Origin of the sequence: Acinetobacter sp. ACNIH2 (assembly GCF_002934965.1) — a bacterium.
GTDB lineage: Bacteria > Pseudomonadota > Gammaproteobacteria > Pseudomonadales > Moraxellaceae > Acinetobacter > Acinetobacter tandoii.
Genome location: NZ_CP026412.1, coordinates 660,713 through 686,611, shown reverse-complemented (window position 1 = coordinate 686,611; position 25,899 = coordinate 660,713). Strand labels below are relative to the sequence as shown.

The following is a 25,899-nucleotide window of genomic DNA, read 5'->3' as shown; positions in this document are numbered from 1 at the left end:
GACAGGATGGACAGAACACCAATTAGAATTTGTACGTCCCTCGCAGGTAGTAAGCGCGTCCAGTTGGGTCGCTATAGCGTGGGTCATAACCGTATTGGAAGTTATCCATCACATTCGATGCCGCTGGTTCGGCATCAAATAGGTTTTTAATGCCTGCTGTTAGCTCTAGATTTTTAAAGCCTTTATAGGTCCCTGAAACGTTATAGAGGGTGTAGTCACTGACTTTGTGATGGTCATAAGCATCATCGCCTATGGCATTTTGGTCTTTGTAGCCACGGTAGAATTCTTGCTCAAACATCATCTTCCAGTTTTCATAACTCCAGTTAATGTTGGCAACGTGTTTCCAACGAAGAATTGCAGGGTCATCATAAGTTCCGACTTTGCCTTCCCAAGCACCGCCAGCTTCTTCTTGTTTGTCATATTTGATGATATAGGTGCCATCGATGCCGAAACCAAAACGACCTGTTGCGGTCATTGGGGTCAAATAGTTCAGGGTCAGGTCAATCCCTTCGGTTTTAATGCCGCCCATATTCACCAGTGTGGTATTGACGTATTTAATCCGACCTTCATTATCACGCACAAAACGGTCTGCATATTTGGTTGGATTTGCAAAAATCATGGCATCACTAATGGTGTCGATCAGACCATCAATTTCAATGTTGTAGTAATCGGCCGTGAACACTAAATTCTTGATAGGTTCGAGCACAAAACCCGCAGTATATGAGGTGGATTCTTCTGGTTGTAAATCGGGTGAACCCCCTTGCATACGTTTGAACTGCACATTACATTCAGTTTTATATTGAGCAGGAGTTGCATCTTTACCGCCCGAGCAGAGTACTGGATCATCATATTTTGCACCAGTGTAGGTTTCGCTCTGTGGGGCATTGATGTCATATAAGCTTGGTGCACGGAAACCTGTACTGTAGGAGGTACGGAACATCAGTTGCTTGAGTGGTTCCCAACGGAAAGCAATTTTGGGGTTAAAGGTATCGCCAAAGTCACTATAATCATCATAACGCGCTGCCAGTTGGGCCTCTAAAGTTTTGGTGATTGGAATATGTAACTCACCAAAGAAGGCAGTGATATCACGGTCACCTTGGCTGAGGGGTTTATTTGGGTCGATACCACTGCCTGGAACTTGACTCACAATGTCTGAATTAACCTTAGCTTCCCATTCTTGTTTACTGAAACTGCCACCGAGTGCTAGACCAATATCACCAGCGGGTAAGGTATAAATTGGGCGACTCACGGTTAGATCGACTGTAGTGGAATCTAATGAAGCAACATTCGATTCACCTGTGACCGAAAAAGAATTCCATAAACTTGAGTCTGGACTGGCACCAAAAGGATTGATCAAGCCATCATCTAAAGCGGCTTGTAATTTACTGCGGTTTAAATAACCACTGACAAAACTGTCAGTCGCTTCACTTTTGGCATAGGTCACGCCACCGTTAATGTCCCATCCATAGGCTTCACCCTCAATGCCAACGAAAGCACGGTGCGACTCGTTGACAGATTGAGAAACACGGTTGCCTGCTTGGGAGCGTAAATACAGTTGTAATGGCACACCGCTCAAACCATCCACAGATGGTGTAATGCCTTCACCAGGATAATAAGGACTGGTTTTAGGCAGGGTCACGGAACGGCTATAGACATCGGGTGCGATGGAAGTGGTGACTTCATTGTGAGAATAGATATATTCACCAATTGCATTGAAGGTGTCACTAAGTTTGAATGTACCGCGACCCATTGCCGAAATGGTTTCTGTTTCAGGTGCAATACCAATCAGTGCTTGGGTGTTGAGATAACATAGCCCACCATCTGCGACGACATTTGGGGTGTTATTACAGTTACTATTGCCATAAGGATTGCCTAATGTTCCTGTGGTCGGGTCGTAAAAGTTTGCGGGGAAACCATTGGCTGAACTGGCATCAATACCGAGCTCAGGTATTATTCCACCGCGTTTACTGACTTTACGGTCTTTGGCCATAATGTCATTAGAACGACGGTAATCGACCACACCAAAGATGTTAAAACCTTGTTCATCTAAATCGCCGTAGCCACCAAAAATTTGGACGTCTTGTTTATCTCCGCCTGACTGCTCAGGTTGAAGAAAGCCACCACTGATACTGAATCCTTCGAAGCTTTTTTTGGTAATTAAGTTAATGACCCCTGCAATGGCATCGGCACCATACACCGCAGAAGCACCATCACGCAGAATTTCAATCCGTTCAATCATTGCCAATGGAATAATGTTTAGGTTGGTGGTGGAGGTACTAAATGCACTATAGGCCAGACGACGACCATTCAGTAGAACGAGGGTTTTGTCAGTCCCTAAGGCACGAAGGTTGGCCGATGCACCTTCGGTATTACTTGCACCTACGTTCTGTGAGGTCGAAAAGCCCGCTTGGTTGGCACTGACCTTGGTCAATGCTTCTTCGACGGTGGTAATCCCCTGATTGGTTAAGTCTTCGCCTTTAATAATTGTAATTGGAGAGGTGCTTTGCGCGGCCACCCCTTTAATGGAAGATCCCGTTACTGTGACTTTGGCAACTTTTACGGGTTGTTCTTGTATTTCAGTTTTTTTGTATCTTCAGCATGAGCTAAAGACAAACACATCATACTTAAACTGAGCGTACTTAATTTAAGAATTGCTTTGCTAACCGACGGCTTGACCGCCACCTTAGCATTTTTGTTCTTTATCATCGTAAAAGTAATCCTTTTTTTGTATTTAGCGAGATTGCTGGCTAGGTTTAAGCAATTCAGATGCCAAGTTGTTTTTTAAAAGATAGTTAAAATTTAAATATTTGAAATTTAATTATTTTATAAAATTAAAATGTGATTTTACTCACAACTTTTATTAGCTATATAAGTAGGCTAAGCAAAAAATAGTGTGTGGGTAAAAATGCGTCAATTTGGAACTAAAAGTCAGGGTGAATTTTTGGTATTTTTAATTTTTGTGTAAAAAATAAACGAAACTTCATGTTTTTATTTAAATCATAATTTATTTTTATAAAACGTATAAATAATAAAATATATATAAAACAATATTATAAGTATATTTTTAGTTATAAAAAATCAAGAATGAGCTATTGTGAATCATCTGTGGGTTTTTTTTGTGCGTTATGTAAGTGTTCGTTATAGGTCTGGTTGTTGTACTTTTTGGTCAATGAGATGTAAAAAATAGTTAGATAAAAATACGATAAATATCTAATAAAAAATAACTTTAAATAATGTGATTTTTTTAAACACTGGCAAGTTTTTCAGGATGGCACGAAATTCGCTTTAGCCTCAAATCATTGTGGATTCATGATTTAAGCAGAGGACGGATGACATAGAATTTGCTTAAATGGAACATGGATAACAATAAACACATCAGTTTAAAAACAATGAATGACGCAGCGCTTAAGCGAGCAGCGCAGGAAAGGTAAAAATTGGAAGCCAAAAAATTAAGAATAGCCATTTTAACCCTGTTGATTTCATCGGGCTGTATGCTGCAAGCCAAGGCTGCTGCACAGCCCAACAAGATTTTACACGTGGCGATAGAAGCACCTGATGATGGTTTTGATATGGTCAAAACCTACAATTTTTACAGTGGAAAAATCGCTGAGGTTATTTTTGAACCTTTGCTGAAATACGATTATTTAGCTCGCCCTGTACAGTTGGTGCCGAATACGGTGCAGGGGTTGCCGCGCATCGAGCAAAATGGCAAGGTTTATATCTTTAAGATTAAGCCAGGAATTTATTTTTCTCCCGATCCTGCGTTTAAAGGGCAGCGTCGTGAACTCAAAGCACAAGATTATATTTACAGCATTCAGCGTATTTTAGATCCGAAAAACCGTTCGACTACCTATTCATTCATTGATGGAAAAATTGTAGGCGGTAATCAAGCGAATGCACTGGCCAAGAAAACGGGAAAGTTTAATTACGATGCGCCGATTGCAGGTTTAAAAGCCCTTGATCCCTATACTTTACAAATTACTCTGACTCGTCCTGATTATAATTTTCAATACATTTTGGCATATGTCACCTTTGGTGCCACAGCACGTGAAGTCGTTGAATATTATGGTGATCGTATTGCACAGCATCCTGTCGGGACTGGGCCGTATCAACTGAGTAAGTATGTGCCGCGTAGCAAAATTGAATTGACTGCTAACCCGTATTACCGCGGTTTTGTCTGGAATTTTAAATCGACAGGTAGTGCTTGGGATAATCGATTGGTACAAGAAATGTCAGGTAAACAGATGCCACAAATTGGCAAAGTTGAGGTCAGCATTATTGAAGAAGAGCAGTCGCGTTGGTTGGCGTTTAAAACAGGGCAGCTCGACTTTGACAAATTAACCGCGAATGCTGTGCCGCAAGCACTGGATGGTCAGAAGCTCAAACCTGAATTGGTGAAGCAAGGGATTCAGCATTACCCCAATAAAGACCCCGAAATTACCTACACCATGTTCAATATGAAAGATCCTACTGTTGGTGGGTTTGGTCTAGATAAAATTGCTTTACGTCGTGCAATCACTTTGTCATTTAATCAAGACGAAGCAATTAAACAACTCTATAAGGGACAGGCGGTTCGGTCTGAAATGCTGGTTCCAGACGGTGTGCAGGGCTTCAATCCGAATTATCGCAGTAGCCTTGCCTATAACCCTGTCTTGGCCAATAAACTACTGGATCGTTTTGGCTATAAAAAAGGTGCAGATGGTTATCGGACTTTACCCAATGGCAAAGCACTCACTTTAAAGTTTATGACGGAAAATAGTTCCAGTTCCGTGGTGCAATCTGAACTGTGGAAAAAGAATCTGGATGCAATAGGTATTCGCGTTGATTTTCAGGTCAGTAATTTTGCCGACAACTTAAAAGCCGCAACCCAATGCAAATATATGCTGTGGGGAGGAGCGTGGATTGCTGATTATCCCGAAGGGGAAAATTTTGCTCAGTTGCTGTATGGGCCGAATTCAGCACAGGGCAATTTAAGTTGTTATCAATCGAAAAGTTATGATGCGCTGTATCAGCAAATGTTAGCTTTACCACCACAGCAACGCTTATCGTATTACGAAAAATTAAGCCGTCAAATCGAAGCGGATAATCCATGGATTATTCATAGTAGCCGTATTCGCAACTGGCTGTTGCATTCACAGGTTCAGGGTTTCAAAGCCCATCCAATGATGAATACCAACTGGCAATATTTAGATATACAGCCTGTAAAAAATAAATAAGCTTGGACAAAGAATGAAACAGTTGAATAAAAAAAATCGGTATTGGCTTAAAGAGGTATTGGTGGGTGGCCTTTTAATCTCAAGTTCTATGAGTTTATTGGCACAAAGCCCTGCCGACCCGCACAAAGTTTTACGTTATGTATTCCCTGTCGCTGAAACAGGGTTTGACCCCGCAGGTGTGCATGATTTGTACTCGGCACATGTCAACGGTTCAATTTTTGAAACTTTGTTTACCTACGATTATTTGGCATCGCCTGCAAAGTTGATTCCACGTACCGCAGCTGCTTTACCAGAAGTCAGCGCCGATGGTTTGACCTATACCATTCGTATCCAAAAGGGCATTTATTTTGCCGCAGATCCAGTCTTTAAAGGCAAAAAGCGTGAACTAACTTCGGCAGATTATGTGTATACCTTTAAACGCTTGCTTGATCCGAACTTGCGTTCTCCGAACAGTTGGTTACTGGATGGGCGTATTTTAGGGATGGATGCGGTGCTGAAACAGGCGGCGAAAACAGGCAAGTTTAATTACGATCAACCCGTTGCAGGTTTGCAAACGCCTGACCGATATACTTTGGTGATACGTTTAACTAGTCCTGATCAAAATTTTCCGATGTTGCTGGCACATCAACCTGCGGGTGCTGTGGCACGAGAAGTGATTGAGAAGTATCGAGATAAAGCAGGTTTTGTCATGGGGCACCCTGTCGGGACGGGGCCGTATCTGCTGACTCGCTGGACGCCTGGTTCCCGCATTATTTTGAAAGCCAATCCTGATTTTCGTAGTTTTGTCTGGAACTTTAAGGCTTCTACAGCAGAAGATCAGAAAATTGTCAAAGCCATGCAAGGCAAAAAAATGCCACAAATTGGCGTGATTGATATTCAGGTGATGGAAGAAGGGCAATCACGTTGGTTATCTTTTATTAAAGATGAAATTGATCTGTTTGCTTTGGATGGAGAATTAACCGTTCAAGCTTTGCAAAATGGCAAACTCAAACCTGAGCTGGCAAAAAAAGGCGTACACCTGTCGCGGATTACAGACCCTTCGATTGATTACCATTATTGGAATATGCAAAACCCAGTCGTGGGCGGTATGAGTAAAGACAAAATCGCTTTACGTCGTGCCATGGCGATGGCCTTTTCGGCAGATAACTACATCAATATTTTACAAAAAGGCGATGCACAACGCCTACAAGCTCCCATTCCGAATGGCGTGGTGGGCTATGATCCGAACTATAAAAGCAGTATTCCTTATTCGGTTAAAGCCGCCAATCTACTGTTAGACCGCTATCACTATAAAGTCGGTGCAGATGGTTGGCGCACTTTGCCGAATGGTAAACCTTTGCAAATTAATATGACGATCTCGGGTAATAGTGCGCGGAGTCAACAACAGGCAGAATTTTGGAAGAAAACGCTGGATAGTATCAAAATTAAAATGAGCACCCAGTCCTTACCATTTGCAGAAGCATTGAAGTTAGAAAAGCAATGCAAGACCATGTTTAAAAGTTCAGCTTGGATTGCCGATTACCCAGATGCCGACAACTTTATGCAGTTGTTCTATGGCAAAAATATCAACGTGACCAACAATGCTTGCGTCGAAATTCCTGAATATGACCGTTTGTATGAACAAACTCAAACAATGCCGCCTGGTCCAGAACGAGATGCATTGTATCGGAAAATGTCACGCTTGCTCGAAGTGTATATGCCCGTACAAATTATTGGGGCGCGTTATCGTAATGTCTTGGCACAGCCCCGCGTGATTGGTTTTAAAAAGCATCCGATTTTGCCTGCGGAATGGATGTATATCGATATTGACATGAAGAAATAGAAATTAAATAAAACTGGAGTAATGATGAATCACCCGATCTTTAAATTGACCGCACTCAGTGTTTTGACTTTTGCAGTACAGCAGTTCGCTTTTGCAGATTCTCCCGCGCGTCAGACTTTGCCGCAATTTCAAGCCGAAGATATTCCGACTTTGTGTGATGCCAAAATTCACGACATTCAACAACAGCTCAAGCGCTTTGAAGCTAAGCCGATGTCGGCACAGAACAATGCCGCATCTGTACTGGCAGAATGGGATCGTATTTTTGCTTCGTTTGAAGATTTTTATGGGCCTATTGGTTTATACAGCAATGTTTCTCCAGATGCTGCACTGCGTAAAGCGGCTGAAGATTGTGAAATCAAGATTAGTCAGTTCCAAACCGATATTTATCAAAATCCAAAACTGTATCAACAAATTAAAAACACTCAAGCCAGTGATGCGATTGATAGCAAGTTTCGGGAAGATTTACTCAATGATTTTGAAAAAACAGGGATTCAGTTAAGTGCCGAAAAGCAAGCACGTTTAAAAGTGATTTTGGCAGAATTAGCAAAGATTGAGCAGGAATATGCGCGTAATGTACGTGATAATCCGCAAAAGCTAGAGTTTACACCTGCCGAATTAAAAGGATTGCCACAAAGCTATATTGATACCTTAAAGAAAAATGACCAAGGCAATTATTTACTCGGTTTTGAATATCCAGAATATCGTCCTTTCATGGAATTGGCAGACAACGATGCTGCTCGTAAGCGTTATCAAATTGCCTATACCCGCCGTGGGGGTGAGCGTAATTTGATCTTGCTGAAACAAGCCATGGACTTGCGTTATGAATTGGCACAATTGTTTGGTAAATCCAGTTATGCGGAGTGGGCGTTACATAAACGTATGGCAGAAACGCCGGAAGCTGTGAACAAGTTTCTCTCAGATGTACATGCGACGGTTGCACCTTTAGAACAAAAAGAAGTGAATACACTGCGCGAGTTTCAAGCGAAAACCTTAAATATCCCCTTAGCGCAAGCCAAAATAGAGCGTTGGAGTGAGGCATATTGGAGTGAAAAGCTGCGTAAAGCTAAGTATCAGATCGACCAAGAAAAAATGCGGGAATATTTCCCAACTCAAGCCGCACAGGACTGGTTATTCGCTATTTCATCCAATCTCTATGGTATTGAATTTAAACCTGTCAAAGTCGATGTCTGGCAAAATGAAGTTGAATATTACGATGTGACCGATCAGAAAACAGGACAGCTTTTGGGTGGGTTATATGTCGATAAATTCCCACGTGAAGGCAAATACGGACATGCCGCGGTATGGGGGGTATATGGAGGTAGCAGCTTAACGGGGCGTAAACCGATTTCAGCCTTGGTCACTAACTTTAACCGTAAAGGCTTAAACAGTGATGAGCTGGAAACCTTTGTACATGAGTTTGGACATGCCTTGCATGGCATTTTGTCGACTACCCGCTATTCAGCCCAATCAGGTACATCGGTAGAACGTGATTTTGTTGAAGCCCCTTCGCAAATGTATGAGGAGTGGGCGAGACGCAAAGAAACATTATCGAAAGTGGCAGATTATTGCCAACCTGCATGTCCACGAGTTGACGATAAGTTGATTGCCAAACTGAATGCAGTACACAGTTATGGTCGTGGCTTGCATTATGCCCGTCAAACTTTGTACGCCCAATATGATATGGCACTACATGGCAGTAATGCTTTGAAGGTACAGCCCTTAGATGTCTGGAAGAAAATGGAAGGCTCAACCGCATTGGGCTATGTACCCAACACGGAATTTCCTGGGCAGTTTGGGCACATCATGGGCGGCTATCAAGTGGGGTATTACGGCTATATGTGGTCTGAAGTGCTTGCTTTAGACATGCTTTCTGCTTTTGGCAAGAATTTGAATAATCCAGAAGTGGGGCAACGTTATCGCCAAACCATCTTATCTCAAGGCGGCCAGAAACCTGCGGAAGACTTGGTGAAAGATTTCTTGGGTCGCAAACCCGACAACAAAGCCTTTTTCGATGAAATTACTGGCCAACGGGTCAAATAGGGGGCATCAAGATGCTGGCATATATCATACGTCGCCTATGGCAAATGATTCCGACCATGCTCGGAGTGGTGCTGCTAATTTTCTTTCTGTTTAATTGGGTGGGGGGAGATCCTGCTTATATTCTGGCAGGTAAAATGTCCAATCCAGAACAGATTGAAAATATTCGCCAACAGTTGGGCGTCGATCAACCCTACTATGTACAGTTGTGGATTTTCATCAAACAGATTTTGACTTTTGATTATGGTCTGAGCTGGAGTACGGGGGAGTCTGTTTCACAAATTATCACCACACGTTTAGGTCCGTCACTGACCTTACTCATTCCACTCACGATTTTACAAACTGTGATCTCGATTATTTTGGCATTGGCGGTTTCTGCGGTGCGTGGCACTCTAACGGATCGTATGGTCATGATGATGTGTACCATTGGCATGTCGATCAGTATTTTGGTGTATATCATTGTTTTTCAGTATGTATTTGCTTATCAACTCAGTTGGTTCCCCGTGCAAGGTTGGAGTGATCGTTTTAGTGAAAACCTCTTTAAATACGCCTTACTGCCGATTTTAATCATGCTGGTGGTCAGTATTGCACCGACCTTAAGACTCTACCGTAGCTTTGTCCTTGATGAAGTGAATCAGGACTATGTGCGCACTGCACGTGCCAAAGGAGTCGGAGAACGTCGTATTCTTGGCGTACATGTCCTGCGGAATGCCTCTATCCCGATTATTACCGATGTTATGGCGACCTTACCTGCATTGTTGATTGGGGCATTTTTGATTGAGCGTTTTTTTGGTATTCCCGGCATTGGGCGGGAAGTGATTATTGCAGTCGAACGCAGTGATTTCCCTGTGATTAAAGCCATCACGGTTTATGTGGCAGCAGCTACCATGATTTTTAACCTGATTGCCGATCTGGTGTATAAGCTAGTCGATCCTCGCGTACAGTTGAAGTAGGTGAACTATGTTAAGTGTGATATTTAAAAGAAAAGCACTGGATACAGCAGAAACCACTTCTTCTGGACTTTGGCAACTGGCGATGCACCGTTTAAAGGCAGATCGTATCGCCATGATCTCATTGTTTGTGGTGCTGTGTTATTTCGTGATGTTACTGCTGTCCATGACAGGAATGATTGCCTCCAACTGGAATAAAGAAGTCGCTGTTAGCTATGCGCCACCCACCTTTATGGGCGCAGATGCTGTCCGTGATACAACCGAAAAAGTCGCTACTCAATCACAGGCTTTGCCTGAAAATCCTGCTGATCCTTTAAAAGATGTGATTCGTGAACTCAATACTGAAATTGCCAAAGAGCAAAGTACTGGTGGCGCGATAGATTATTACGGCGTGGTTGATCCCTTAGCAGAGGACATGAAAGCGATCGATCAGCAATTGGATGGGCATTTGCTCGATCAACAGGCTGAATTAAAACAAACTCTTCCTTTTGGTGCGGACAAATGGGGGCAGGATGTCTTACAAAAAACCATTAAAGGGGCAGAAACATCCATTATTGTCGGGGTTGTGGCTGCGTTATTGGCAGTGCTGATTGGGACGATGCTTGGGGCAATCTCAGGCTATTTCGGTGGCTGGGTCGATGATGTCTTGAACTGGTTTTATAACATCTTTACTTCTATTCCTTATCTGTTGCTGATTTTGGCCATCGCAGCGGTACTACAGCAAAAAGGAATTGTCTCGATTGTATTGATTCTGGGTTTAACAGGTTGGACGGGTGTTTATCGTTTAATTCGTGCTGAGTATATGAAACATACCTCGCGTGAATATGTACTGGCTGCCAAAGCCATTGGGGTTAGTCATTTTAGACGTATGTTTGTCCATATTTTCCCGAATGTTAGTCATATTGCTTTGGTGCAAATCTCGATTCTTGTGGTGGCATTTATTAAGTCCGAAGTCATTCTCAGCTTCTTGGGTTTTGGTGTACCCGTAGGGGTTGTGTCTTGGGGCAGTATGCTGAATGAGGCCCAAAGTGAATTGATTTTAGGTAAATGGTGGCAACTGGCGGCAGCTTCCGTCGCGATGGCTATTTTGGTCACGGCATTTTCCATGTTTACCGATGCATTACGTGATGCACTGGACCCAAAACTAAAATAAGAGGTGTATGAACATGATTGAATCAAAACAAAACTCAATCTTATTAAAAGTTGAAAACCTTAAAGTCAGTTTTAAGGGGGAAAATAAACAGTACACCGAAATGGTGAAGGGAATATCATTTGAAATTCCAGCGCATACCACAGTTGCTTTAGTGGGTGAGTCGGGCAGTGGTAAATCGGTAACATCTCTCGCGACAATGGGTTTATTGCCCCCAGAGCAAAGCCGCATTTCGGCAGAAAGTAAAATTGTGTTTGAAGGCGTGAATTTACTGACCTTATCACGTGCAGAGATGCGAAAAATTTGTGGCAAAGACATCGCCATGATTTTTCAGGAACCGATGTCTTCGCTGAATCCTGTGTTTACTGTGGGCGATCAGATTGCAGAAGTGCTCAGGCTACATTTGGCAATGGGACGTAAGCAAGCCAGAGCACGTACTTTAGAGTTGCTTAAAGAAGTGGGTATTCCTTCTCCTGAAACCAAAATAGATGCTTATCCCAGTCAGCTTTCGGGTGGGCAGCAACAACGTGTGATGATTGCGATGGCAATTGCCTGTGAACCGAAGTTGTTGATTGCGGATGAACCCACCACAGCATTAGATGTGACCATTCAAAAGCAAATTTTAGATTTATTACAAGACTTACAGCAACGCCGTAATATGTCGATGTTGTTTATTACCCATGACTTGGCATTGGTGGGTGAAATTGCTGATCACGTGATTGTAATGCGGCATGGGGAAATTCGTGAGCAAGGCGCAGTAAAATCAGTCTTGGAGCAGCCACAAGATATTTATACCCGTGCCTTACTACAATGTCGTCCGCAACTGTCGCAACGCCCGTTCCGCTTGCCGATGATCAGTGACTTTATGCAGCAACAAGGTCAGGAGTGGATAGAAAAAGTAGTGGCTGAACAGCCTCGTGCACAGCGACAACGGGGCTTAAAGGGCAATGAAGAAATCATTCTGGATGTTCGAGACTTAAAAAAATCGTTTTATAGTCGTAAAGGGTTGTTTGGAAAAGATGAGTATCAAGCTGTCAAAGGTGTTTCGTTTCAATTAGCGAAAGGCAAAACATTAGGCTTGGTAGGGGAGTCAGGTTCGGGTAAAACCACCATTGGGCTATTACTTATGCGGTTGCAACAAGCAACAGGGGGAACGGCTCGAATTTATGGTCAAGATATCTTGGCAATGTCAGACAAGCAGTTTGCCCAGTTTCAACGTAAAATCCAGATCATTTTCCAAAATCCTTATGCATCGCTCAACCCGCGCTTTACGGTAGGACAAATTCTACTGGAGCCGATGCAGGTGCATGGCATTGGCACCAATGATGCTGAGCGCAAAAAAATCGCCTTGGATCTGCTGGAGCGAGTCAGTTTGCCCGCCTCAGCCTACCATCGTTATCCACATGAGTTTTCGGGTGGACAGCGACAACGCATAGCGATTGCACGCTGCCTAACCTTAAAGCCTGAAATTTTGATCTGTGATGAATCAGTGTCGGCATTGGATGTTTCCGTACAAGCACAGGTCTTGAATTTGCTGCAAGATTTACAGGATGAATTTGGCTTGAGTTATATTTTTATCTCACATGATTTGTCAGTGGTGAAATATATTTCTGATCAAATCATGGTCATGAATCATGGGGATATCGTCGAAATTGCCAATTCCGATGATTTGTATCAGTCGCCACGACATGAATATACTCAACGCTTGCTCAGTGCCATACCCAAGGGTGTGTAATCAATCGTTGAGTTTGGATAACTAAAACGCGCTTATTAAACTGCATCCATCACCTATAAAAAGAGCCACTTGAAAGTGGCTCAAATTTCAACTTGAATGATTAAAACTTTTTAAAGCCTTTGTTTACGCCAAATGGCTTACGTGGAGCTGGTTCATCACGAGTATCACGTTGGCCATATGAACCTTTGTTGCCAAAGTTTTCTGGGCGGCTATCACGTTGTGCATAACCAGAGTTTTGGCGTGGTTCACGTTGAGCATAACCTGTTTGTGCATTGTCCTGACGGCGGTGCGTATGACCATTTGGGTTTTCACGACGTTCACGGTTGAATGCTGGCTTTGCTTGTTGACCTTCATCTTCATTGTCACGACGTTGCTGACGTAAGAAACCGCCACGACGTGCTGCCATCGGTTTTTCTTGCATACGTTCAGTACGGCGTTTTGCCATACCGAATAGACCTGTGCCTTGGCGTGGCTTAAGTTCAACTGATTTAGTTAAATTGTCGATGTCAGCTCTATCGAGTTCCATCCAACGGCCTGTACGTAATTCACGTGGTAAAATGACAGTGCCATAACGAGTACGTAATAGACGACTCACTTTCAAGCCTTGAGATTCAAAAATACGACGAACTTCACGGTTACGCCCTTCTTTCACCACCACTTGATACCAACGGTTAATCCCGTCACCACCAATTTCAGAGAATGATTCAAATTTTGCAGGGCCATCGTCTAACACCACGCCACGCAGCATGTTGTTACGGATTTGTGGAGTAACTTCACCCATAACACGTACAGCGTATTCACGCTCAATTTCATTCGATGGGTGCATTAAGCGGTTTGCAAGTTCACCATCATTTGTGAACAACAACAAGCCTGTAGAGTTAATATCTAGACGACCTACCATAACCCAACGATCATTGGTAATGCTAGGCAAGTTATCAAATACGGTTGGGCGTTGTTCAGGGTCATTACGTGAACAAATTTCACCTTCTGGCTTGTAGTAAATCAGAACACGACGACGAATTTCATCTTCAATTTGGAACTGCACTTTACGACCATCGATGCGAAGCTCATCGCCTGGCTCAATACGTTCGCCCACTTGAGCAACACGACCGTTGACACTCACACGACCAGCAGCAATGACCTCTTCCATATAACGGCGAGAGCCGAGACCAACTCGTGCGAGTACCTTTTGCAATTTTTCACTCATGACAGCATAACCTTAGAAATTATCATCAACAGTTCACCTATTTATGACTTCGGTGCTTGCGCATCGAGAGCCATAAAAGCTTCCTTGGCATCCTGTAGGGGAGGCAATTGACCAATCGATGTTAGGCCAAATGCATTTAAAAACTGTGGCGTTGTAACCAACAACGCGGGTCTTCCTGGGAGTTCCCTAAAACCAGATTCTTTAATCCAGTTCCAGTCAAATAGGGTTCTTAATATTTGACTATTATTAGAAACTCCACGAATTTGTTCAATGTCCGCACGAGTCACGGGTTGGTGGTAAGCCACCACCGCCAAGATTTCGAGCAGAGAAGGCGACAAGCGGGTTGGACGCTCAGGCCAAGTTTGACTAATAATCTGACGATACTTGGCGCGTACTTGAAAACGGAAACCTTGTGCAGTTTCTACCAGCTCAATAGAGCGACCATGTTGTAAGACCATTAATTGTTGTATCAATTGACGAAGTTCAGACTTGGAGTATTGATCTTGAAAGGCTTCTTTTAGACGTGCCAAAGAAACTGGTGCATCACTCGCAAAAATAATAGCTTCCAGTTGCATCAACACTTCATGTTGAATTTCAGATTGAGAAAATAGATCAGCTTCACTCATACGTGTGCTCCTTGGACACTAAGTGGCGCCTCTATGCCTGAACCCACAATTTGAATACGTTGTTGACGGGTCAGTTCCAGTACAGCCATAAACGTCACAACCACGCCCATACGCCCCTGACTAGGTTTGAGTAGTTCAATAAAATCGAGAACTTCACCTGCTTGCAGCTTTTCTTCAATAAATGCAATTCGCTCTTCAAGCAATACGGGTTCTTGCTCAATTTTGTGGGTTACTGGTTCTGGGCGGTTAAACACGCAAAACAAAGCATCATGCAAAAGATTGACGGAAAAGCCTTCATGACGGACTGCGACATCGCCCAGACTCACATTCGTCTCGAATGTATCACGCTCAAGCACGCTCATTTGCCCCAAGCGTTCAGCTGCTTTTTTGACACGAAGATAAGTTTCTAAGCGATCAATCAACGCTTGTTTGGGGTCTTTTTCAACAGCAATACTGGTGGGTTTCGGCAGCAACAAGCGAGATTTTAAATCTGCCAATAAAGCGGCCATCACCATATAGTCAGCAGTCAGCTCAATATTTAATGACTTCATGGCATCCATATAAGAAAGATATTGGGCTGCAATGGGTGCAATGTCTAACTGTAATAAGTCGAAGCCATTTTTTTGAATCAGGTAAATTAAAAAGTCGAGTGGTCCTTCGAAATGCTCCAAGAGAATTTCAAATGCGGCAGGAGGAATATATAAATCCTCAGGGATGGAGTCTTGCCATTCATCCAGAACACGGATGTGCGGCGTTTCTTCCATAGCATTATGGACGGATTGATTCATTACAGTTATTGGCCACGCGAATTTTCAAAGGCATGATTATGTGCTTTTTGAATCAGTACTTAGGGGAGAAAGTAGAGGTGATTAAAAAATACATAATTTTAATAGGCCTTAGTGTAATGCATATTCGGTGATGAATACATTACTTGACCAATCAAATAACAAAAAAAGCGGTAAATAAATACTGAGTATTTATTTTTGTGATGAACGTCAAGGCTATCTTTTATTCGCATTGATGAGAGCAAGCTTATGAAAGAACAATAAAATAAGATAATTAGGCTTAAAACAGAATCACTCGATCAAGGGGAGAGCCTTGAGTTGAGACTCGCCACCTGATGGTTCAACTTATTCAAAAGCGCTGACATCGCCTACGCCTTTACGAATGACAACAGGACTGTCTCCAGATAAATCCACAATACTGGTGGTGCTTAAGGTACCTAAGCCGCTATCAATAAATACATCAATGCGTTTTTCCAGTTGCATCTCAATTTCATAGGGATCATCGAGCGGGTCAGCACTCCCAGGTAAGATTAAGGTACTTGTGAGTAGAGGTTCACCTAATTCTTTCAGTAGCATTTGACAAATTGGGTTGCTTGGAATGCGCAGACCAATCGTTTTCTTTTTGGGGTGCATCAAGCGTTTAGGTACTTCGCTGGTGGCTGGTAAAATGAAAGTGGTCACGGCAGGGGTATTATTTTTGAGTAAACGATACATGGCATTATCGACTTTGGCATAGGTAGCAATGTCGGATAAATCTGAACAAATAATCGCGTACTGATGCTTTGGCCCTAAGCCACGAATCTGTGAAATTCGTTCCATTGCATTCTTATTTCCGATCTGGCATCCAATCGCATAAGCAGCATCCGTTGGATAAACCACCACATCACCCGCGCGAATACGTTCCACTGCCTGACTGATTAAGCGCGGTTGTGGATTATCAGGATGTATTCTTAAGTGCAACATATTTTTCTCCTGATTTTTTAGATATTATCTGCTGAAATTACAACATGTTGTCATGTAACTTTGATGAATTTCTGTAATTAGTCCAGCATTTGGCGTTGAAACTCGTCACTTTGTAATGTTTTGCCACTTCTTGTACACGCACAGATACAGTCAATAAAGTATTTTGCATCTCGTGGTAGCACCACTTCTCCAGAACAATAACGTTGTACTTGTGCATATACATTATCTTTAAAAGTCGAACCATCACCCCCTTCACCAGTCAGGTTATCGAGCGAGACCCGGAATTTTCGACCAAAGGCTTTGGCAAACATCCATTCAATTGCTTGTGGTTTAATTTCTACTTGTTCAAATAAAGCTTGCTGTTCTTGTGTACGACCATCGGGAGCATACCAATAGCCTAAATCTGGGAGTAAGCGACGTTGTTCACCAGCAATCGTCCAATGGCTAATTTCATGTAAAGCACTATTAAAGAAACCATGAGCAAATTGAATACGCGCGGGCTGTTGCTCTGTTGCTGGAAAATATTCAGGTTCGTCTTCGCCGCGAATCAAATTCACATTAAGGTGGGAAAACCAGTAATTAAAGTGTAAGATGAGCCAGTCAACTTGTTCAGTTTCTGACTGTAAATTCGCCCATTCCAAACGTTGCACTTGGTCTGGTGAAATGTCAAAATGAACAGTTGAAAGTGTGCTAACAAGTGATTTTTTATTCACTTCTGTTTGCGGCTGCAACAGATGCATGACTGTGTTACCCAAAATGGTCTGTCTAAATAAGTACAAAATTGTATCTTAATCTTTGACAGAGTACTGATGAATTTGTAGAATTGCCGCCTTAATTATGTCAGCAAATACCTTTCCGGCACAGATTGAGCCGTTTAAATGGGCTGAACAAGGCTTTACATGGTCAGGTACCCTGCCATTGTCTCGCTTTGCTCGTATCGCTCGTGAAGCTGTTGGATCAATTGATGATCAATTGATTAACATAGACTGTAAGCTATCAATGGATGCGTATCATCGCATTGTATGGTTAGATGGTCACGTTGAAACGACTGTTCCAATGGAATGTCAGCGTTGTTTAGACGCTGTTAGTATTGAACTCGTTTCAGATTTTCATCTAGCTCTAGTGGATGATGAGTCACTGATAGAGCGCTTGGATGAGGATGCTGATTTCATCGTCTTAGGTGAAAGTGAAGCAACGACGAAAGGTAGCTATGATGCGCCTGCGACGGCTGATTTACTGTCTCTGATAGAAGATGAATTGTTATTGTTGATGCCTTTGTCTCCTAAGCATGATGCTTGTGAACATAAGCACCAACCTGCCATTGAAGAGCTTGTTGAAGAAAAGCGGGATAACCCGTTTGATGTTTTGGCAAGTTTGAAGGGTAAACTTAACTAATTTTTGTGTTATACTCTTCTGTATAAGACAACTGAATTTGTTCTGATCCATATTTTTTCGATTTGTAAGGAGCCATCATGGCCGTTCAGCAAAACCGTAAAAGTCGCTCTCGCCGTGACATGCGCCGTTCACATGACGCTTTAACTGAGAATGCATTAACTGTAGACCAAGCTACTGGTGAGACTCACCGTCGTCACCACGTATCTAAAGATGGTATCTACCGTGGTCGTCAATTATTCGCTAAAGCGTCTGCTGAATAATTGATGAAGCATTAAGTGATGAGCTTAATGAAAAAATTGGGAGCGTAAGCTCCCTTTTTTTTGCCTTCGATTTTTGTTGTATTTCGCAATTACCAAAAACAAAATTAAGTGTTAAATTTCCGCTCCATGAATGAGCAGTGACTACATAAAGGATTTTTTATATGTCTGCTAGACCACTCGAACAAGCAGCTCAAGCAACAAAAACTGCATTTGTGTTTCCAGGTCAAGGTTCGCAAAAAGCTGGCATGCTGGCTGAACTTGCTGAACAGTTTAGTGGTATTCGTGACACGTTCGCGGAAGCTTCTGAAGCCCTTGGTTTTGATTTATGGCATATTGCCCAAAGCGGTGAAGGCTTAGACCAAACTGAATTTACACAACCTGTATTGCTTACAGCCAGTATCGCTTTATGGCGTGTGTGGTTGGAGTTGGGTGGTGTTGCACCTAAATACCTCGCAGGTCATTCATTGGGTGAATACAGTGCTTTGGTTGCCGCTGGTGCAATGTCATTGGGTGATGCTGTTAAGTTGGTAAACTTGCGTGGCAAGCTTATGCAAAATGCAGTGCCTCAAGGCAAAGGTGCAATGGCCGCGATTTTGGGTCTAGAAGATGCCAAAGTTCTTGAGTTGTGTGCTGAAGTCACAGCACAAGGTCAGGGTTCGGTAGAGGCTGCAAACTATAATGCACAAGGCCAAGTGGTTATTGCAGGCGAGAAGGCTGCTGTAGAAGCGGTGATGGCAATTGCGAAAGAACAATCAGGCAAAGCGATTGCGCTTCCTGTGTCTGTACCATCACATTGTTCGTTGATGAAACCGGCTGCCGAGCAATTCGCACTTGCTTTGGAACAAACTGCCATTGAGCTACCTAGCATTCCTGTAATACAAAATGTCAACGCGGAAATCGCGACAGATGTGGCGCAATTACGTCAGGCATTGACTGCACAATTGTACCAATCTGTGCAATGGACCAAGACGATGCAGTCTGTGCAAGATCAGGGTATTCAATTTATTGTTGAGTGTGGTCCTGGTAATGTGCTTGCCAATCTTGCGAAACGTTTGCCAAATATAGAAAAAGCATTCCCAATCGATACGAAAGGTCGTATGGAGGATGCACTGAATGCCATTTTAGTGGCAGAAGGAAAAATTGCATGACACAAGAACGCAAAGTCGCTTTAGTGACAGGCGCAAGTCGAGGGATTGGTGCTGCCATCGCTCAACAATTGATTCAAGACGGTTATTTTGTAGTGGGTACTGCGACTTCTGAGTCGGGTGCGGAAAAATTATCAGCAGCATTTGGCGAAAATGGTGCAGGTAAAGTGCTTGACGTGCGTGATGGCACTGCAATTGATGCTTTGGTTACAGATATCGAACAAAATTATGGTCCAGTTCTTGCACTTGTAAATAATGCAGGGATTACTCGTGATAATTTATTGTTGCGTATGTCTGAAGATGACTGGGATGATATTCTGAACATTCATCTAAAAGCAGTTTACCGTTTATCAAAACGTGTTCTTAAAGGCATGACCAAAGCGCGTTTTGGACGAATTATTAATATCAGTTCTGTGGTTGCGCATTTCGCAAACCCAGGCCAGGCAAACTATTCAGCTGCTAAAGCAGGGATTGAGGCGTTCAGCCGTAGCCTTGCAAAAGAAATGGGTAGCCGCCAAATTACTGTGAATTCTGTTGCACCAGGTTTCATTGCAACAGAAATGACAGAACAGTTAAGCGAAGAAATTCGTAAAAAAATGAGCGAACAAGTGGCACTTCAGCGCTTAGGTGAACCACAAGATATCGCGAATGCTGTAAGTTTCTTGGCTTCTGAGAAGGCAAGTTATATTACAGGTACGGTTTTACACGTAAATGGTGGTTTATACATGAGCTAATTAGCTGATGGATAAACTTTCAAAAAATTAGAGTTTCAATTAAACTAACGGCATTTAAAAACGCCACAAGCAATGAGGAGAATTCCTGTGAGCGATATCGAACAACGCGTTAAACAAGCGGTTGCAGAACAATTGGGTCTTAAAGTAGAAGAGATCAAAAACGAAGCATCTTTCATGGATGACTTGGGTGCGGACTCTCTAGACCTAGTTGAACTTGTAATGTCTTTCGAAAATGATTTCGACATCACTATTCCTGATGAAGATTCTAACGAGATCACTACAGTTCAATCTGCAATTGACTATGTTTCTAAGAAACTTGGTTAATTGTTGATGTTCAGCGCTGCTGAAAGAAAAGCCACCTTTTAGGTGGCTTTTTTAATGTCTGTATATACTGAGTTTTTGGAAGTAATGTTATAAGCATTTTTAGGCAAGTGAATATACTTACAAATAGAGGTCGTGCTTCTTAAAATTTAATTTTAATTTATGAATATAAGATAATGAAAAGACTTAAAATTAGAGCAGAGATGTACTTGGTATTAAAGTTGAGCGCTGTAGTTGGTTTGTTTGTAACAAATAATGTAGATATTAAAGTACAGTTTTATGTGTTTTTAAGTTTTATTTAATAATTGTGGAAAATGATATTGATGGAAATAAATAATAATGAATATATATATGTATAATGAAATAAATAAATATTAATTTTAGTTAACCAGTACGCATTTTTATACTGATTAATTTAAAAATATTAATCAAAATCGATTTTAAAATTTTATTTACTCATAGAAATCTCTGTAAATTCTTTTAATTATTAATATTTTCTTAATAATTTTATTTATATTGTACTTTGAAATAATGTAGTTAAATTATTGAATTTAATTGCTAAAATTCTCTGTGAGAGATAAGCCACAGTGTTCTGTGGATATAAGAAATATCTAAAGTAAAAATATGAGAATGCGAAATAAGAAAGTGCAAGAAATGACTTGGCATAAAAGAATTGCTTTACTAGTCACATTATTATGTAGTAGTTCAGTTTATGCGGTTCAATTAAAAACGTTGTTAAAGACAGCTTTGGAGCAAGACCCAATGATGTTGGAAGCACAAGCAAATGAAGAAGCAGCATTAAGCAGAGTAAAAGAGTCAAAATCATTACATTATCCAACCTTGGCTTTGACTGCCAACCAAATTTTGGGTCAATCTCATAAGAGTCAATATGATTATGTGAGTGAAGATTTTACACCAGGGGTTAAGGGCAGTCTGAACCTTTATTCATTTGGTGCAATTACTGCTCAGGTAGATCGTGATGAAAAAAAATCTGAGTATTTTGAGCAGAAAATTGATGAGACTGCGGAAGAGCTAGGCTACGACATCGGTTCTGAATATTTGAAAGCACTCAATGTCCATGAAGCACTTGCTGTACAGATGCGAAGTTTGGAACGTCACAATAAATTTACGCAAGATATTAGTGTCATTGTGCAATATGATGCAGGACGCCGCTCTGAACTCACACAAGCACGTGCTCGTCAAATGCAGGTAGAACACACGATTAGTAGCTTGCAGCGTGAATTGGGTTTTGCACTGAGTCATCTAAAAAAATATTCATCTGAAGTGATTGATCAGGATGCGCTGAGTGATCCATTTATTGGTCTGGCGCCGTCTGAATTTATATCGCGTTATCAATTGACCGAAGTTACACAGCACCCATCTTATTTGGCTCAGGAAGCCGAGCTTGAGAGTATTCGTTCTGAGGTGAAGTACCGTAAAGCAAAACGTTATCCAAGTGTTAACTTGGAGGGGAACGTGACTACTGAAGACCGTCAAGTGTATCTGAATATGTCATGGGATTTGTTGAATCGGGGAGCGAAATATTCTGTCGAACAAAGTGGGCAATCTGCTGTAGCAGCAAAAGCACGGCTTGATCAAATTCAAAGGGATATTGAAGAACGGGCACGTACTGCAGAAATTGATATGTTTCAGAGTCGGCAAAAAATGAATATTTCGCAGGAGCAAATTCTCGCCTCACGTAAGGTGGTCAGTGACAACGAAAAGCAATTTAAAATTGCACGTAAAAGCCTGATAGATGTGCTCAATGCCTATAACGAATTGGCTGGGGTCGAAATGGCTTATGTGACTGCACAGAATGATTATCGTATGGCAGCGTTGGCTTATTTGCGTGCTCAAGCCAACATTAGTAATTGGGCAAGGCAGTAATAATAAAGACTGCAGATCCAAAGCGGATGTGGATCATGCGTAATTGACCTAAAGGTCAAGTTATTAGAATAGGATGACATAAAGAGAATGAAATCCATAATAGAGCATATTGCTTTGGTAACCCGACTGTTGGGAAGCCCTTTACCTGTAGCTACCTTGATGGCACAGGTGACGCATGACCAAAATTTAAATGTCAACTATCCTTCTTTGATTGAAGTATTAAAAAGCCATGGTTTTGAAAATACGTTAAGTAAAAAAGCACTACATGAAATTCCTGCATTGGCTGTGCCTGTAGTTATAGTTTTGCAGCAAAATGAAGCCGCTGTTATTACTCAAATTCATGGCTGCGGGACAGATCGGGTTTATGAGTTGCAACAAATTGATGGTTTAAAGCAAAGAATTGATCATTCGCAGCTATCAGCATTGTACTTGGGATACAGTTGGTTTATTAAACCAAAACTGGCCAGCGACTTACGTTCTGAGTTACCGGAATATCACTTGCCTAAAGCATGGTTTTGGAAAGTCATTTGGCGTTTTCGAGCTTACTATTCGCAAGTGATTTTAGCGACATTTGTTATTAACTTTTTGGCATTGGTCAGTTCTCTGTATGTCATGAATGTTTATGACCGAGTTATTCCGAACAAATCTTATGAAACCCTTTGGGTGCTCAGTATTGGCGTAATCTTGGCGATTAGCTTTGAGTTTGCTGCAAAAATGATCCGTGGGCATTTGACAGATATAGCTGGTAAAAAAGCTGATTTAATTATCAGTTCGGCCATTTTTCGTCGTGTGATGAGTTTGGATTTGGCGGAGCGTCCTGTTTCATCGGGTTCTTATGCCAATAACCTGCGTGAATTTGAATCTGTCAGAGAGTTCATGACCAGTGCAAGTTTGTTGGTATTAGTCGATTTACCTTTCCTTCTGCTCTTTATTACCGTGATTTGGATGATTGGTGGAACGTTGGCAATCGTTCCTTTAATTTTAATTCCAATCGTGATGTTGGTTGGTCTGCTTTCACAAAGACCTTTAGCACGATATATCAATGAATCAATGAAAGAGTCGTCACAACGTCAAGGTTTGGCGGTAGAAGCAATCGAAGGGGTTGAAACATTAAAAGCCAATAATGCAACCAGTTGGGCACAGCAAAAGTGGGATTATTATACGGCTAGGACGGCTGCTTCGAGTACTAAAACTCGAGATTTGAGTAATTTTGTGGTTAATTTTTCTGTTGCCATTCAGCAATTAAACACAGTGATTTTGGTGATTGTCGGAACTTATTTAATTCATAGTCCAGACCCAAATCATAAAATTACGATGGGGGCTTTAATGGCTTCAGTGATTCTGTCGGGGCGCGCCTTAGCACCCTTAGCGCAAATCTCAAGTTTAGCCATTCGTTTTCAGCAAGCTAAAATTGGTTTACAAGGGCTGCAAAGCATTATTGAACGTAAAATTGAACGTCATCCAGATCGACAATACATCAGCTTAGATCAAGTCAATGGCGAACTTAAATTTCAAAACGTGAGTTTTAAGTATCAACAAGATATTCCTCCAGCACTTAAGGCATTGAATTTAAATATTGTGCCTGGAGAAAAGGTAGGAATACTAGGGAAAATTGGCAGTGGTAAGACCACCACGTTAAAACTCGCCAGCGGTATGTTTGAGCCATTAGAGGGGAATGTCACGTTAGATGGTGTGGATTTACGTCAGTTAGATCCAAATTATTTACGCAATCAGGTCGCATTTTTAGGGCAAGCCCCGCGTCTGTTCCTAGGGACATTACGTGAAAACTTGGATTTGTCACGACAAGATGGTTTTTCTACAGATCAAGAGTTGTTATTGGCATTGAAACGATTTGGTCTGGACAGCTTAATTCAAAATCATCCGCGTGGTTTGGATATGCCTTTAGGTGAGGATGGTTTAGGACTTTCGGGTGGTCAGAAGCAAATTATAGCCTTGGCTCGATTAACATTACGTTCTCCGCGTGTAGTGTTATTAGATGAGCCAACCAATGGTTTAGATCAGTTAACTGAACGACAAACACTGACAGCATTACATCAGTGGTGTAAAGACAAAACTTTGTTGGTGGTGACGCATCGGACTCAAGTTCTGAGTATTGTGAGTCGTGTTGTGGTGATTGACCAAGGTCAGGTGGTCATGGATGGCCCGCGAGATGAAGTTTTGAAGAAACTTGCTTTAAATGAGCAGGTGAAATCAGCAACACCACAAAACTCTACGGCTACGACAGGACAATCAAGTTCGACAGTAACCATTGGGCAGAAGGAAGGTCGTACCATCGTGATCAAACCAGATCATGCTTCATCTGTACAAAATCATACGAACAATACGCAATTAGAAAAAATAAATGTTGAGTAGTCGTATCTAGCAAATCGACATCAACGTAAGTGAGGCATATGGAAGAATATCGAAACCCACCCACAGAACGGGTTCAGTCGAAAGACTTGGAATTGTTAAATGACTTGAATGCCGCTTTACAAACGGAAAGGCATACTGGCTTGTTCTGGACAGTTGGGTTGTTATTTGTATTTATGATTGTGTTTGTTTTTTGGGCTTATCACAGTCATGTAGAAGAAGTGACACGCGGTCAAGGTAGTGTTATTCCAACCAGTCGTGAACAGATTTTGCAAAGTTTAGACCCTGGAACGATCAAAGAGATGCTGGTGAAAGAAGGGGATATTGTTGAAAAAGGACAAATCTTACTTCGGTTAGATGATACTCGAAGTTCGGCAATCTTAAGGGAAAGTGAGGCAAAAGTTGCCAATCTTGAAGCAATGTCCGCCCGTTTAAGAGCTGAATCTTATGGAACAGAAATCAAATTTCCTAATGGAATTAGTGAATCTTTAAAACATCGTGAACGCGCAGCATATGTTGCACGTCGTCGTGCAGTGGATGAAGCGGTTGCAGGCTTGCAAACCAGTAAAGCCATGTTGGATCGTGAAATTTCGATTACGTCACCTATGGTCGCAGAAGGGGTAATGTCTGAAGTTGAGTTGCTACGTATGCGACGTCAATCTTCAGATTTGGCTTTGCAAATTAATGAAAAGCGCAATCAATATGCAGCGGATGCCAATAATGAATTGGTACGGGTTGAGTCAGAATTGGCACAAGCCAAAGAAAATATGGCAATGCGTGCTGATCCTGTAGATCGTTCCCTCATTCGCGCACCTCTAAGAGGCATTGTCAAAAATATCAAGATTAATACGGTCGGTGGTGTGGTACAGGCTGGGCAAGATATTATGGAAATTGTACCGCTGAATGACAAATTATTGGTTGAGGCTTATATCCGACCACAAGATGTTGCATTTGTACATCCGGGACTTGGTGCGATTGTCAAAATTACTGCTTATGACTATGCCTTGTATGGTGGTTTAGAGGGTAAGGTAACTTTAATTAGTCCTGACACATTAAGAGATAAAACACGGCCAAGTGAACTAAACCTAAATCCAGATGAGGCGTACTACCGTATTTTAGTGGAAACGAATCAGAATTCACTAACTGATAAAAATGGTAAAACCATGCCAATTATTCCCGGCATGATTGCCAGTGTAGACGTCAAGACTGGAGAAAAAACTATATTTCAATATTTAATAAAACCAATCACTCGAATGAAGCAGGCTTTACAAGAGAGATAAAGGTATTCTTTCGGCA

19 protein-coding genes and 1 pseudogene are annotated in these 25,899 nt (G+C 41.9%); 14 read left to right on the top strand and 6 right to left on the bottom strand.

Annotated elements, in window-relative coordinates:
• Window positions 1-22: 22 nt before the first annotated feature.
• A pseudogene (locus tag C3F34_RS03125) lies at window positions 23-2,706 on the bottom strand (TonB-dependent receptor).
• Between the two features lie 785 nt (window positions 2,707-3,491).
• On the opposite strand from C3F34_RS03125, the gene C3F34_RS03120 reads away from it, so the two are divergent.
• Genes C3F34_RS03120 through C3F34_RS03095 form a run of 6 tightly spaced genes read left to right on the top strand, consistent with a single transcriptional unit; the run spans window position 3,492 to window position 12,910 of the window.
• The gene (locus C3F34_RS03120; RefSeq protein WP_104442281.1) at window positions 3,492-5,216 is read left to right on the top strand and encodes an ABC transporter substrate-binding protein; all 1,725 of its coding nucleotides are present in this window, start codon (window positions 3,492-3,494) and stop codon (window positions 5,214-5,216) included.
• A 13-nt stretch (window positions 5,217-5,229) separates the two neighbouring features.
• Window positions 5,230-7,038, top strand: a complete 1,809-nt coding sequence (locus C3F34_RS03115) for an ABC transporter substrate-binding protein (protein ID WP_016166070.1) — start codon at window positions 5,230-5,232, stop codon at window positions 7,036-7,038.
• A 24-nt stretch (window positions 7,039-7,062) separates the two neighbouring features.
• Window positions 7,063-9,078 (top strand): M3 family metallopeptidase, encoded by a 2,016-nt coding sequence (locus tag C3F34_RS03110; RefSeq protein ID WP_104441054.1) that lies wholly within the window; start codon window positions 7,063-7,065, stop codon window positions 9,076-9,078.
• Window positions 9,079-9,089: 11 nt separating this feature from the next.
• Window positions 9,090-10,028, top strand: a complete 939-nt coding sequence (locus C3F34_RS03105) for an ABC transporter permease (protein WP_044739329.1) — start codon at window positions 9,090-9,092, stop codon at window positions 10,026-10,028.
• 7 nt (window positions 10,029-10,035) lie between these two features.
• On the top strand, window positions 10,036-11,178 hold the full coding sequence (locus tag C3F34_RS03100; RefSeq protein ID WP_104441053.1) for an ABC transporter permease: 1,143 nt from the start codon (window positions 10,036-10,038) through the stop codon (window positions 11,176-11,178).
• Between the two features lie 13 nt (window positions 11,179-11,191).
• On the top strand, window positions 11,192-12,910 hold the full coding sequence (locus C3F34_RS03095; RefSeq protein ID WP_104441052.1) for an ABC transporter ATP-binding protein: 1,719 nt from the start codon (window positions 11,192-11,194) through the stop codon (window positions 12,908-12,910).
• A gap of 100 nt (window positions 12,911-13,010) precedes the next feature.
• Here C3F34_RS03095 and rluB read toward each other — a convergent pair whose 3' ends face one another.
• The 5 genes from rluB to C3F34_RS03070 all read right to left on the bottom strand — a co-directional run bounded on the left by rluB (window position 13,011) and on the right by C3F34_RS03070 (window position 17,231).
• Window positions 13,011-14,117, bottom strand: a complete 1,107-nt coding sequence (gene rluB, locus C3F34_RS03090; RefSeq protein ID WP_104441051.1) for a 23S rRNA pseudouridine(2605) synthase RluB — start codon at window positions 14,115-14,117, stop codon at window positions 13,011-13,013.
• A 41-nt stretch (window positions 14,118-14,158) separates the two neighbouring features.
• Window positions 14,159-14,743 carry an SMC-Scp complex subunit ScpB gene (gene scpB / locus C3F34_RS03085; RefSeq protein WP_016166064.1) on the bottom strand — a complete coding sequence of 195 codons (585 nt, stop codon included), beginning with the start codon at window positions 14,741-14,743 and terminating at the stop codon, window positions 14,159-14,161.
• Window positions 14,740-15,531 carry a segregation and condensation protein A gene (locus C3F34_RS03080; protein ID WP_104441050.1) on the bottom strand — a complete coding sequence of 264 codons (792 nt, stop codon included), beginning with the start codon at window positions 15,529-15,531 and terminating at the stop codon, window positions 14,740-14,742. Before C3F34_RS03080 ends, scpB begins: the two co-directional genes overlap by 4 nt.
• 342 nt (window positions 15,532-15,873) lie before the next feature.
• A complete protein-coding gene (locus tag C3F34_RS03075; protein ID WP_016166062.1) occupies window positions 15,874-16,491 on the bottom strand; it encodes an L-threonylcarbamoyladenylate synthase in 618 nt (205 codons plus the stop codon).
• A gap of 77 nt (window positions 16,492-16,568) precedes the next feature.
• A complete protein-coding gene (locus C3F34_RS03070) occupies window positions 16,569-17,231 on the bottom strand; it encodes an elongation factor P hydroxylase (RefSeq protein ID WP_104441049.1) in 663 nt (220 codons plus the stop codon).
• A 97-nt stretch (window positions 17,232-17,328) separates the two neighbouring features.
• Here C3F34_RS03070 and C3F34_RS03065 point away from each other — a divergent pair, with 97 nt between their 5' ends.
• The 8 genes from C3F34_RS03065 to C3F34_RS03030 all read left to right on the top strand — a co-directional run bounded on the left by C3F34_RS03065 (window position 17,329) and on the right by C3F34_RS03030 (window position 25,883).
• On the top strand, window positions 17,329-17,886 hold the full coding sequence (locus C3F34_RS03065; RefSeq protein WP_016166060.1) for a YceD family protein: 558 nt from the start codon (window positions 17,329-17,331) through the stop codon (window positions 17,884-17,886).
• A gap of 77 nt (window positions 17,887-17,963) precedes the next feature.
• Window positions 17,964-18,146 carry a 50S ribosomal protein L32 gene (gene rpmF, locus C3F34_RS03060; RefSeq protein ID WP_004279227.1) on the top strand — a complete coding sequence of 61 codons (183 nt, stop codon included), beginning with the start codon at window positions 17,964-17,966 and terminating at the stop codon, window positions 18,144-18,146.
• A 161-nt stretch (window positions 18,147-18,307) separates the two neighbouring features.
• Window positions 18,308-19,294, top strand: coding sequence for an ACP S-malonyltransferase (fabD, locus tag C3F34_RS03055; RefSeq protein WP_044739334.1), 987 nt, complete (start codon window positions 18,308-18,310; stop codon window positions 19,292-19,294).
• Entirely contained in the window at window positions 19,291-20,025 is a 735-nt protein-coding gene (fabG, locus tag C3F34_RS03050; RefSeq protein ID WP_016166058.1) for a 3-oxoacyl-ACP reductase FabG, read from the top strand. Before fabD ends, fabG begins: the two co-directional genes overlap by 4 nt.
• Before the next feature lie 87 nt (window positions 20,026-20,112).
• On the top strand, window positions 20,113-20,349 hold the full coding sequence (gene acpP / locus C3F34_RS03045; RefSeq protein ID WP_016166057.1) for an acyl carrier protein: 237 nt from the start codon (window positions 20,113-20,115) through the stop codon (window positions 20,347-20,349).
• A gap of 627 nt (window positions 20,350-20,976) precedes the next feature.
• Complete coding sequence (locus C3F34_RS03040; protein ID WP_158654329.1) at window positions 20,977-22,233, top strand: TolC family protein; 1,257 nt, start codon at window positions 20,977-20,979, stop codon at window positions 22,231-22,233.
• Between the two features lie 87 nt (window positions 22,234-22,320).
• Complete coding sequence (locus C3F34_RS03035; protein WP_104441047.1) at window positions 22,321-24,606, top strand: type I secretion system permease/ATPase; 2,286 nt, start codon at window positions 22,321-22,323, stop codon at window positions 24,604-24,606.
• Between the two features lie 38 nt (window positions 24,607-24,644).
• Complete coding sequence (locus tag C3F34_RS03030) at window positions 24,645-25,883, top strand: HlyD family type I secretion periplasmic adaptor subunit (RefSeq protein ID WP_044739335.1); 1,239 nt, start codon at window positions 24,645-24,647, stop codon at window positions 25,881-25,883.
• Window positions 25,884-25,899: the final 16 nt, after the last annotated feature.

What these genes read in the sequence shown, in the direction of transcription:
- C3F34_RS03120 (WP_104442281.1), top strand. Translation starts at nt 3,492, where the DNA reads ATGCTGCAAGCCAAGGCTGCTGCACAGCCCAACAAGATTTTACACGTG.
- C3F34_RS03115 (WP_016166070.1), top strand. Translation starts at nt 5,230, where the DNA reads ATGAAACAGTTGAATAAAAAAAATCGGTATTGGCTTAAAGAGGTATTG.
- C3F34_RS03110 (WP_104441054.1), top strand. Translation starts at nt 7,063, where the DNA reads ATGAATCACCCGATCTTTAAATTGACCGCACTCAGTGTTTTGACTTTT.
- C3F34_RS03105 (WP_044739329.1), top strand. Translation starts at nt 9,090, where the DNA reads ATGCTGGCATATATCATACGTCGCCTATGGCAAATGATTCCGACCATG.
- C3F34_RS03100 (WP_104441053.1), top strand. Translation starts at nt 10,036, where the DNA reads ATGTTAAGTGTGATATTTAAAAGAAAAGCACTGGATACAGCAGAAACC.
- C3F34_RS03095 (WP_104441052.1), top strand. Translation starts at nt 11,192, where the DNA reads ATGATTGAATCAAAACAAAACTCAATCTTATTAAAAGTTGAAAACCTT.
- rluB (WP_104441051.1), bottom strand. Translation starts at nt 14,117, where the DNA reads ATGAGTGAAAAATTGCAAAAGGTACTCGCACGAGTTGGTCTCGGCTCT.
- scpB (WP_016166064.1), bottom strand. Translation starts at nt 14,743, where the DNA reads ATGAGTGAAGCTGATCTATTTTCTCAATCTGAAATTCAACATGAAGTG.
- C3F34_RS03080 (WP_104441050.1), bottom strand. Translation starts at nt 15,531, where the DNA reads ATGAATCAATCCGTCCATAATGCTATGGAAGAAACGCCGCACATCCGT.
- C3F34_RS03075 (WP_016166062.1), bottom strand. Translation starts at nt 16,491, where the DNA reads ATGTTGCACTTAAGAATACATCCTGATAATCCACAACCGCGCTTAATC.
- C3F34_RS03070 (WP_104441049.1), bottom strand. Translation starts at nt 17,231, where the DNA reads ATGCATCTGTTGCAGCCGCAAACAGAAGTGAATAAAAAATCACTTGTT.
- C3F34_RS03065 (WP_016166060.1), top strand. Translation starts at nt 17,329, where the DNA reads ATGTCAGCAAATACCTTTCCGGCACAGATTGAGCCGTTTAAATGGGCT.
- rpmF (WP_004279227.1), top strand. Translation starts at nt 17,964, where the DNA reads ATGGCCGTTCAGCAAAACCGTAAAAGTCGCTCTCGCCGTGACATGCGC.
- fabD (WP_044739334.1), top strand. Translation starts at nt 18,308, where the DNA reads ATGTCTGCTAGACCACTCGAACAAGCAGCTCAAGCAACAAAAACTGCA.
- fabG (WP_016166058.1), top strand. Translation starts at nt 19,291, where the DNA reads ATGACACAAGAACGCAAAGTCGCTTTAGTGACAGGCGCAAGTCGAGGG.
- C3F34_RS03040 (WP_158654329.1), top strand. Translation starts at nt 20,977, where the DNA reads ATGCGAAATAAGAAAGTGCAAGAAATGACTTGGCATAAAAGAATTGCT.
- C3F34_RS03035 (WP_104441047.1), top strand. Translation starts at nt 22,321, where the DNA reads ATGAAATCCATAATAGAGCATATTGCTTTGGTAACCCGACTGTTGGGA.
- C3F34_RS03030 (WP_044739335.1), top strand. Translation starts at nt 24,645, where the DNA reads ATGGAAGAATATCGAAACCCACCCACAGAACGGGTTCAGTCGAAAGAC.